Source organism: Stenotrophomonas sp. GD03958 (genome assembly GCF_029839005.1).
Classification (GTDB): domain Bacteria; phylum Pseudomonadota; class Gammaproteobacteria; order Xanthomonadales; family Xanthomonadaceae; genus Stenotrophomonas; species Stenotrophomonas hibiscicola.
The window spans coordinates 19,652-27,119 of the sequence record NZ_JAOBZT010000060.1; the positions used below are offsets into that span (position 1 = coordinate 19,652).

A 7,468-nucleotide genomic window follows, 5' to 3' on the forward strand; every position below is an offset into this window, starting at 1 on the left:
AACCGAACGAGGACTCCCATGGACATCCGCCCCATCCTCAGCACGCTGCGCCGGCACAAGACTGCCGCTGCCCTGATCGTGCTGGAAGTCGCACTGACCTGCGCCATCGTCTGCAACGCGCTGTTCCTGGTCAGCCAGCGCGTGGAGAAGATCAGCATGCCCAGCGGCATCGCCGAGAACGAACTGGTGATGCTCCGCGTCAGCGGCATCGGCAAGCAGACCGATGCCATGGCCCGCACCCGTGAGGACCTGGCGTCATTGCGTGCGCTTCCCGGCGTCAGCAACGTCACCATCATCAACCAGGTGCCTTTCCGCAACGGCTCGTCCAGCAGCAGCATCTCGCGGGAGATCGACCAGGAACGGCCGACCACCAACGCTTCGATGTACACCCTGTCCGAGAACGGGCTGGCCACGATGGGCATCAACCTGATCGCCGGCCGCGATTTCCTGCCCGGCGAGTACCAGAACTTCGAAGACGCCAGCAAGGGGGGCGCCAAGGAAAACGCCATCCCGGTCATCCTCACCCAGGCCACCGCCGCCAAGATGGAACCCAACGGCAGCGCGCTGGGCAAGACCTACTACATGGGCAAGCAGCCGCTGCACGTGGTCGGCATCGTCGACACGCTGAGCACGCCCAACGGCTGGAATGACAACTGGACGAACTCCATGCTGCTGCCCATGCGGCGCACCTTCGACGAGGGTGGCACCTATGTGCTGCGCACTTCGCCGGAACGCCGCCAGGAGGTGCTTGATGCGGGGGCTGCTGTACTGGAGCGCAACGACCCCAACCGGCTGATGCGCGACAAGCTGACCTATGAAGACCAGCGCAAGGACTTCTTCAAGAACGACCGCGCGATGGTTGGCCTGCTGATCACCGTCAGCGTCTCGCTGCTGGTGGTCACCGCACTGGGCATCATCGGCCTGGCCAGCTTCTGGGTGCAGCAGCGCAGCAAGCAGATCGGCATTCGCCGCGCACTCGGTGCCACCCGCGGGCAGATCCTGCGCTACTTCCAGACCGAGAACTTCCTGCTGGCCTCGCTGGGCATCGTGCTGGGCATGCTGGCGGCCTACGCGATCAATCTGGCACTGATGAACCTGTACGAGCTGCCACGCATGCCCCTGTACTACCTGCCGCTGGGCGCGCTGCTGCTGTGGGTGCTGGGCCAGGTCGCGGTATTCGGGCCGGCCCGGCGCGCGGCAGCGGTCCCGCCCGCAGTTGCCACGCGGGGCGCGTGAGATGCGTGCCTGCCGGATGCTGTTGATGGCACTGCTGCCACTGCCGGCGCTGGCCGGCGGTGGCAGCTCGCAGACGCTGGAATGGCGCCAGGATGATGCCCGCCTGGCGCTGCGCTCGACCGAGGGCCAGGTGCGGGTGGAAGCCGCGCGTCCGGAAGCCCGCTTCGGCGTGCGCAGCGGCGACCGCATCCTGCGCCTGGACGATACGGCTGTGCGGCGCATCGAGCATCTTGCCGATGCGCTGCGGCATTCCAGTGCCCCGACTGCGTACCTGTTGCTGCGCCGCGACAAACGCGAGCTCACCGTCCCGGTGGACGCCACCTCGTGGCGGCTGGCGCTGGTCGCTCCGCCACCGCCGCCACCGCCGCCACCAGCGCGGCGCTGAAACCAGCCCGCCCTCGTCGCCGCGGCTTTGGCTATGCTTGATGGGTGGCGCCGGGCTCTCCCGGCGTATGGATACGAACACGGCTCCATCGGCGCCGCCCATCCCTTTCTGCAGAACTGCTTGATGCCTTCGATCCTGATCATCGACGACAACGCCAGCGTGGGCACCGCGCTGGACGTGCTGTTCTCCCTGCATGACATCGACACCCTGCAGGCGCAGAGCCCGGCCGAAGGGCTGGCCCTGCTCGAGTCGCAGCCGGTTGATCTGGTGATCCAGGACATGAATTTCAGCGAGGACACCACCTCCGGCGAGGAGGGCGAAGCGCTGTTCGCACAGATCCGCGCGCGCCACCCGGACCTGCCGGTGATCCTGCTCACCGCCTGGACCCACCTGAGCAGCGCGGTGGACCTGGTCAAGGCCGGTGCCGCCGACTACCTGGCCAAGCCCTGGGACGACCGCAAGCTGCTGACCACGGTCAACAATCTGCTCGAGCTGTCCGAGGCACGCCGCGAGCTGGACCGGCGGCGCGCGCGTGAGCTGCGGCAGCGCAACGCGCTGGAAGAAAAGTACGAGCTGTGTGGTGCGGTCTTCGCCGATCCGGCCAGCGAGCGCGTCATTGCCCTGGCCTGCCAGGTCGCGCGCTCCGAACTGCCGGTGCTGATCACCGGTCCCAATGGTGCCGGCAAGGAGAAGATCGCGCAGATCATCCAGGCCAACTCGCTGGTGGCCAAGGGCCCGTTCATCACGGTCAACTGCGGCGCCCTGCCGTCGGAACTGATCGAGGCCGAACTGTTCGGTGCCGAAGCCGGCGCATACACCGGCGCCAACAAGGCACGCGAAGGCAAGTTCGAGGCCGCCGATGGTGGCACCCTGTTCCTGGATGAGATCGGCAACCTGTCGCTGGGCGGGCAGATGAAGCTGCTGCGTGTGCTGGAAACCGGCCGCTTCGAGCGTCTTGGCTCCAATCGCGAGCGCCAGGTCAAAGTCCGCGTGGTCAGTGCGACCAATGCCGACCTGCCGGCGATGATCCGCGACGGCACCTTCCGCGAAGACCTGTACTACCGCCTCAATACGGTGGAACTGGTACTGCCACCATTGGCCGAACGCCCGGGCGACATCGTGCCGCTGGCCGAGCGCTTCCTGACCGCCGGCAAGCCGCTGTCCAGCGCCGCCACCGCGGCCCTGCAACGGCATCCCTGGCCCGGCAACGTGCGCGAACTGCGCAACGTGATCCAGCGCGCCGAGCTGCTGGCGACCGGCAACCGCATCGAAGTGGCCGACCTGAACCTGCCGCGTGCCGCACCTGCTTCGCGACCGGCGCCCAGTGCCGGCAATGATCCTGACCGTGCGCGCATCGAGGATGTGCTGGCGCGCAACCACGGCGTCATCGCCCAGGCCGCCGCCGAACTCGGCCTGAGCCGCCAGGCGCTGTACCGGCGCATGGACCGGCACGGCATCCCACGCGAATGAAGCGGCGTTCGTTCACCTTCCGTCTGTTCCTGCGCCTGCTGCCGGTGCTGGCGCTGGCCGCCGCGTTGCCGTGGCTGCTGGCGTACTGGATGGACCACGGCTGGGTTGTGACCACCGTGTCGGCACTGATCCTGCTGTCGCTGATGTGGTGGACGCTGCGCCGTGCCACCGCCCCCGTGCGGTCACTGATGCGGGCCCTGGCGGGCACCACCAGCAGCTATCGCGACGGCGAATACAACTTCGGCGTGCACTGGCCCGGCAATGACGAGCTCGGCGACCTGGTGCAGGCACACCGCGAACTGGGTGATGTACTGCGTGCACAGCGGCAGGGCCTGGTGCAACGCGAACTGCTGCTGGACACAATGGTGCAGAACACGCCGGTGGCCATGCTGCTGATCGCCTCCGGCGGCGATGGCATCGCCCGCGTGGTGTTCTCCAACTTGGCCGCGCGCAAGTTGCTGCATGGCGGCTGGAAGCTGGAAGGACAGCGCCTGGAGGACGTGCTGGAACAGGTGCCGGTGGAACTGCGCGATGCCATCGCCCGCGGCGGCGACAGCCTGTTCGCGGTGCATGCGGAAGGCGAAGACAGCGACGAGGATGACGAACAGGTCTATCACCTCTCACGTCGTTCTTTCCACCTCAATGGCCGTCCGCACGACCTGTTGCTGGTACGCCTGCTCACCGCCGAGCTGCGCCGCCAGGAAGTGCAGACGTGGAAGAAGGTGATCCGGGTGATCAGCCACGAGCTCAACAACTCGCTGGCACCAATCGCCTCGCTGGCCCATTCCGGCGGCGTGCTGGTGCAGCGCGAGCGCTTCGATCGGCTGCCGGAGATCTTCACCACCATCGAAGACCGGGCGCGCCATCTGGAAGGTTTCATTCGCGGCTATGCGCGTTTTGCCAAGCTGCCGCAGCCGCAGTTGCAGACCGTGCACTGGGCCCCCTTCCTGTCCAGCCTGCGCCAGCAGATTCCGTTCACCATGGAGCGCGAGCCGGACGAGGAACTGAGCAGCCGCATCGACATCGCGCAGTTTGGGCAGGCGTTGTTGAACCTGTTGAAGAACGCGCATGAGGCCGGCGCCGAAGCCGATCCGCCCAATGATGACGTGCAGGTGCAGCTGACGCGGTTGCCGCAATGGCTGCGCCTGGATGTGCTGGACCGTGGCAAGGGCATGAACGAGCAGGTGCTGCAGAACGCGCTGATGCCGTTCTATTCCACCAAGCGCAACGGCACCGGGCTGGGGCTGGCGTTGACCCGCGAGATCGTGGAGGCGCACGGCGGGCGTGTGTCACTGCAGAATCGTGGCGATGGCGGGTTGTGCGTCTCGATCCTGCTGCCGGCGGGGTGAGTTGCCGACTTGGCTCGGTCTGCCAGTAGATCCACGCCATGCGTGGATGTGCCGACCAGGGTCGGCACCTACCAGACCCACCGCATCGCCACCCGCAGGTGCATCGGAAACCCGAGCGCAGCCTCTTCGGCCATCACCGACTGCAGCCCGGCACCCCACTCCGCCTCCGGCACTTCAACGAATCCTTCGCTGGCATAGAAAGGCGCATTCCACGGTACGTCGATCAACGTTGTCAGCACCGCTGACGCGTAGCCGTCGGCCCTGGCCTGTGCCAACGCATGGCGCAACAACGCGCGGCCATGGCCTTGCCGCCCGTGTGCAGGATCCACATCCATCTGCAGCACATGGAACTCACCTGCCAATTCTCCCGCCAGCACGTAGCCGGCAATGCCACCGCCGGCCGCATCCACCACCCACAGCTGCCCGCGCTCAAGGCCGTACTGCAGTGTCGCCAGGTCCAGGCCGTGGCCGGCGAACACCCGATAGGCTTCGTGGTCCCTGAGCAGTTCGCCAGCCCGCTGTTCAATGCCCGGCAGCAGGCCGAGCTCGTCGGCGTGCGGAATGCGTGCCTCAGGCCTTCTTGAGCGGGCGCTTCCAGCCATCGATGGTTTCCTGCCGTGCACGTGCCAGTGTCAACTTGCCATCAGGCGCGTTGCGGGTAATGACCGAGCCGGCGGCGATGGTCGCGCCTTCGCCGATCAGTACCGGCGCGACCAGCGAACTGTTGGAGCCAATGAATGCGTTGTCGCCGATGGTGGTGGTCGACTTGTTTACGCCGTCATAGTTGCAGGTGATGGTTCCTGCACCGATGTTGACCTTGCTGCCGATCACCGCGTCGCCCAGATAGGTGAGGTGGTTGGCCTTGCTGCCCACACCGAGGGTGACCTTCTTGGTCTCGACGAAGTTGCCGACGTGCACGCCATCGGCCAGCACGGTGCCCGGGCGCAGCCGTGCGAACGGGCCAATCTGCGCAGCGCCTTCGGTGACCACGCCGTCCAGATCACAGTGCGCACGCACTTCGGTGCCTGGCCCCAGGTTGACGTCCTTCAGCCTGTTGAACGGGCCTACGGTGACGCCGTCACCGAGCACGATGTTGCCTTCAAGGACAACGTCGACATCGATCAGCACATCGCTGCCCACGGTGACGGTGCCACGGATATCCAGGCGTGCCGGGTCGCGCACGCGCGCGCCCTGTGCGCACAGTGCACGCACCGCACGGCGCTGCCAGGCGCGCTCCAGCTGCGACAGCTGCCAGGGATCATTTGCCCCCTCGGCCTCCTGTGCATCGGCGACCAGCGCCATCTCGGCCGGGGTGTACTCGTTCGCGGCGAACGCGAACACGTCAGTGAGGTAATACTCGCCCTGGGCGTTGCCGTTGGACAGCTGCGACAGCCAGCGGCGCAGCGCGGTCGACTCGGCGGCGATGATGCCGGTATTGATCGTGCGCACGCGCAGCTGGTCGTCAGTGGCGTCCTTCTGCTCGACGATGGAGCCGACCTTGCCCTCCGCATCGCGCAGCACGCGGCCGTAACCGGTCGGGTCATCGAGCTCGGCCACCAGCACGGACAAGCGGCCTGGCTGGGCCAGCAGGTGGCGCAACGTGTCCGCGCGGATCAGCGGCACGTCGCCGTACAGCACCAGCACCTGCGCCGCATCTGGCACTTCCGGCATCGCCTGCGCCACGGCGTGGCCGGTGCCGAGCTGCTGCGCCTGTTCGGCCCACTGCAGGTCGGGCTGGTCGGCGAAATACTGCCGCACCGCCTCGCCACCATGGCCATGGACCACGTGGATCGCCGTAGGCTGCAACTCGCGGGCCACATCGATCACATGCGCCAGCATCGGCTGGCCGGCGATCGGCTGCAGCACTTTCGGCAGCACCGACTTCATGCGCTTGCCCGCGCCAGCGGCGAGGATGATGACGTGCAGGGGTTGGGTCATGGAAAAGGCGGTCCGTGGTTCGTTGCAGATGATTCTAGAGCGTGGGCCGTTAACATGGGCATCCCGCCTCCTTCACCACGCTGATGGGCCTCGTCCGCCAGGGAAGCACCTATCTCGTCATCGGGCTCGTGCAGCTGCTGGTCGATTGGCTGGTGTTCGTGGCCGCCAGCGCGCTGGGCATGCCGGTCGCGCCGGCCAATATCACCGGCCGCTTGGCCGGCATGCTGCTGGGCTTCTGGCTCAACGGCCGCTACACCTTTGCCGAGGCCGGCGCCCGCAAGCTGGGATGGAAGCGATTCGCACGCTTCTTCGGGCTGTGGCTGCTGCTGACGGCAGCGAGCACGCTGCTGGTCAGCCTGGTCGACCAGGCGCTGGGCCTGCAGTACACGTGGCTGGCCAAGCCGCTGGTGGAAGGCGGGCTGGCCTGCGTGTCGTTCCTGTTGATGCGCTACGTGGTGTATCGCTGAGACGGCACCAGGATCGGGATCGGGGCTGGGATTGGTAGAGTCGACTGTCAGTCGCCTGCGCTTCCATCAGGCCGCGAAATCCCGCGCTGCGCGCGGTAGTCGACTAACAGTCGACTCTACCCAGTCGGCGCTGCCCCGCCAGCACAAACAAAAACGCCGGCACAGGGCCGGCGTTCTCGTGGGTGCAGCGCGAACCTCAGTGCTTGAGATTCTTGCGCAGGCGTTCCAGTGCCTGCAGCTGGACGACGGCCTCGGCCAGCTTCTGCTGGGCTTCAGCCACTTCCATCGCTTCGCCGCGGTTGGCCAGGATGCGTTCGGCTTCTTCCTTGGCCTTGCGGACCGAGGCTTCGTCGATGTCCTGCGCGCGGATCGCGGTGTCGGCCAGCACGGTCACCACCTGCGGCTGCACTTCCAGGATGCCGCCGGAAATGGCGAAATCCAGCTGCTCGCCATTCGGCGTGGTCACCACCACCTTGCCCGGCTTCAGGCGGGTGATCAGCGGCGCGTGCTTGGGCGCGATGCCCAGTTCGCCCAGCTCACCGGTGGCCACGACCAGGGTCGCTTCGCCACGGAAGATTTCCTGCTCGGCGCTGACGATGTCGCAACGGATCGTGCTCATGCAA

General features: G+C 66.7%; 8 protein-coding genes. 5 read left to right on the forward strand and 3 right to left on the reverse strand.

What is annotated here, in order from left to right; genetic code table 11:
* Positions 1 to 18 precede the first annotated feature (18 nt).
* From N5C25_RS15845 to N5C25_RS15860, 4 genes are all read left to right on the forward strand, one after another.
* Complete coding sequence (locus N5C25_RS15845) at positions 19 to 1,236, forward strand: FtsX-like permease family protein (protein ID WP_019660723.1); 1,218 nt, start codon at positions 19 to 21, stop codon at positions 1,234 to 1,236.
* 16 nt (positions 1,237 to 1,252) lie between these two features.
* Complete coding sequence (locus N5C25_RS15850) at positions 1,253 to 1,621, forward strand: PDZ domain-containing protein (RefSeq protein ID WP_031270494.1); 369 nt, start codon at positions 1,253 to 1,255, stop codon at positions 1,619 to 1,621.
* Positions 1,622 to 1,744: 123 nt separating this feature from the next.
* Positions 1,745 to 3,091, forward strand: coding sequence for a sigma-54 dependent transcriptional regulator (locus tag N5C25_RS15855; protein WP_279937252.1), 1,347 nt, complete (start codon positions 1,745 to 1,747; stop codon positions 3,089 to 3,091).
* Complete coding sequence (locus N5C25_RS15860; protein WP_279937253.1) at positions 3,088 to 4,440, forward strand: ATP-binding protein; 1,353 nt, start codon at positions 3,088 to 3,090, stop codon at positions 4,438 to 4,440. The genes N5C25_RS15855 and N5C25_RS15860 overlap by 4 nt, the downstream gene beginning before the upstream one ends.
* Before the next feature lie 68 nt (positions 4,441 to 4,508).
* On the opposite strand, the gene N5C25_RS15865 is transcribed toward N5C25_RS15860, so the two are convergent.
* Both N5C25_RS15865 and glmU read right to left on the reverse strand, forming a co-directional pair.
* Positions 4,509 to 5,042 carry a GNAT family N-acetyltransferase gene (locus tag N5C25_RS15865; protein WP_262214023.1) on the reverse strand — a complete coding sequence of 178 codons (534 nt, stop codon included), beginning with the start codon at positions 5,040 to 5,042 and terminating at the stop codon, positions 4,509 to 4,511.
* On the reverse strand, positions 5,011 to 6,378 hold the full coding sequence (gene glmU, locus N5C25_RS15870; protein ID WP_279937254.1) for a bifunctional UDP-N-acetylglucosamine diphosphorylase/glucosamine-1-phosphate N-acetyltransferase GlmU: 1,368 nt from the start codon (positions 6,376 to 6,378) through the stop codon (positions 5,011 to 5,013). Before glmU ends, N5C25_RS15865 begins: the two co-directional genes overlap by 32 nt.
* 83 nt (positions 6,379 to 6,461) lie before the next feature.
* Between glmU and N5C25_RS15875 the strand changes: the two genes are divergently transcribed.
* Entirely contained in the window at positions 6,462 to 6,845 is a 384-nt protein-coding gene (locus N5C25_RS15875) for a GtrA family protein (protein ID WP_019660729.1), read from the forward strand.
* A 196-nt stretch (positions 6,846 to 7,041) separates the two neighbouring features.
* On the opposite strand, the gene N5C25_RS15880 is transcribed toward N5C25_RS15875, so the two are convergent.
* Entirely contained in the window at positions 7,042 to 7,464 is a 423-nt protein-coding gene (locus N5C25_RS15880; protein WP_005419509.1) for a F0F1 ATP synthase subunit epsilon, read from the reverse strand.
* Between the last annotated feature and the right edge of the window lie 4 nt (positions 7,465 to 7,468).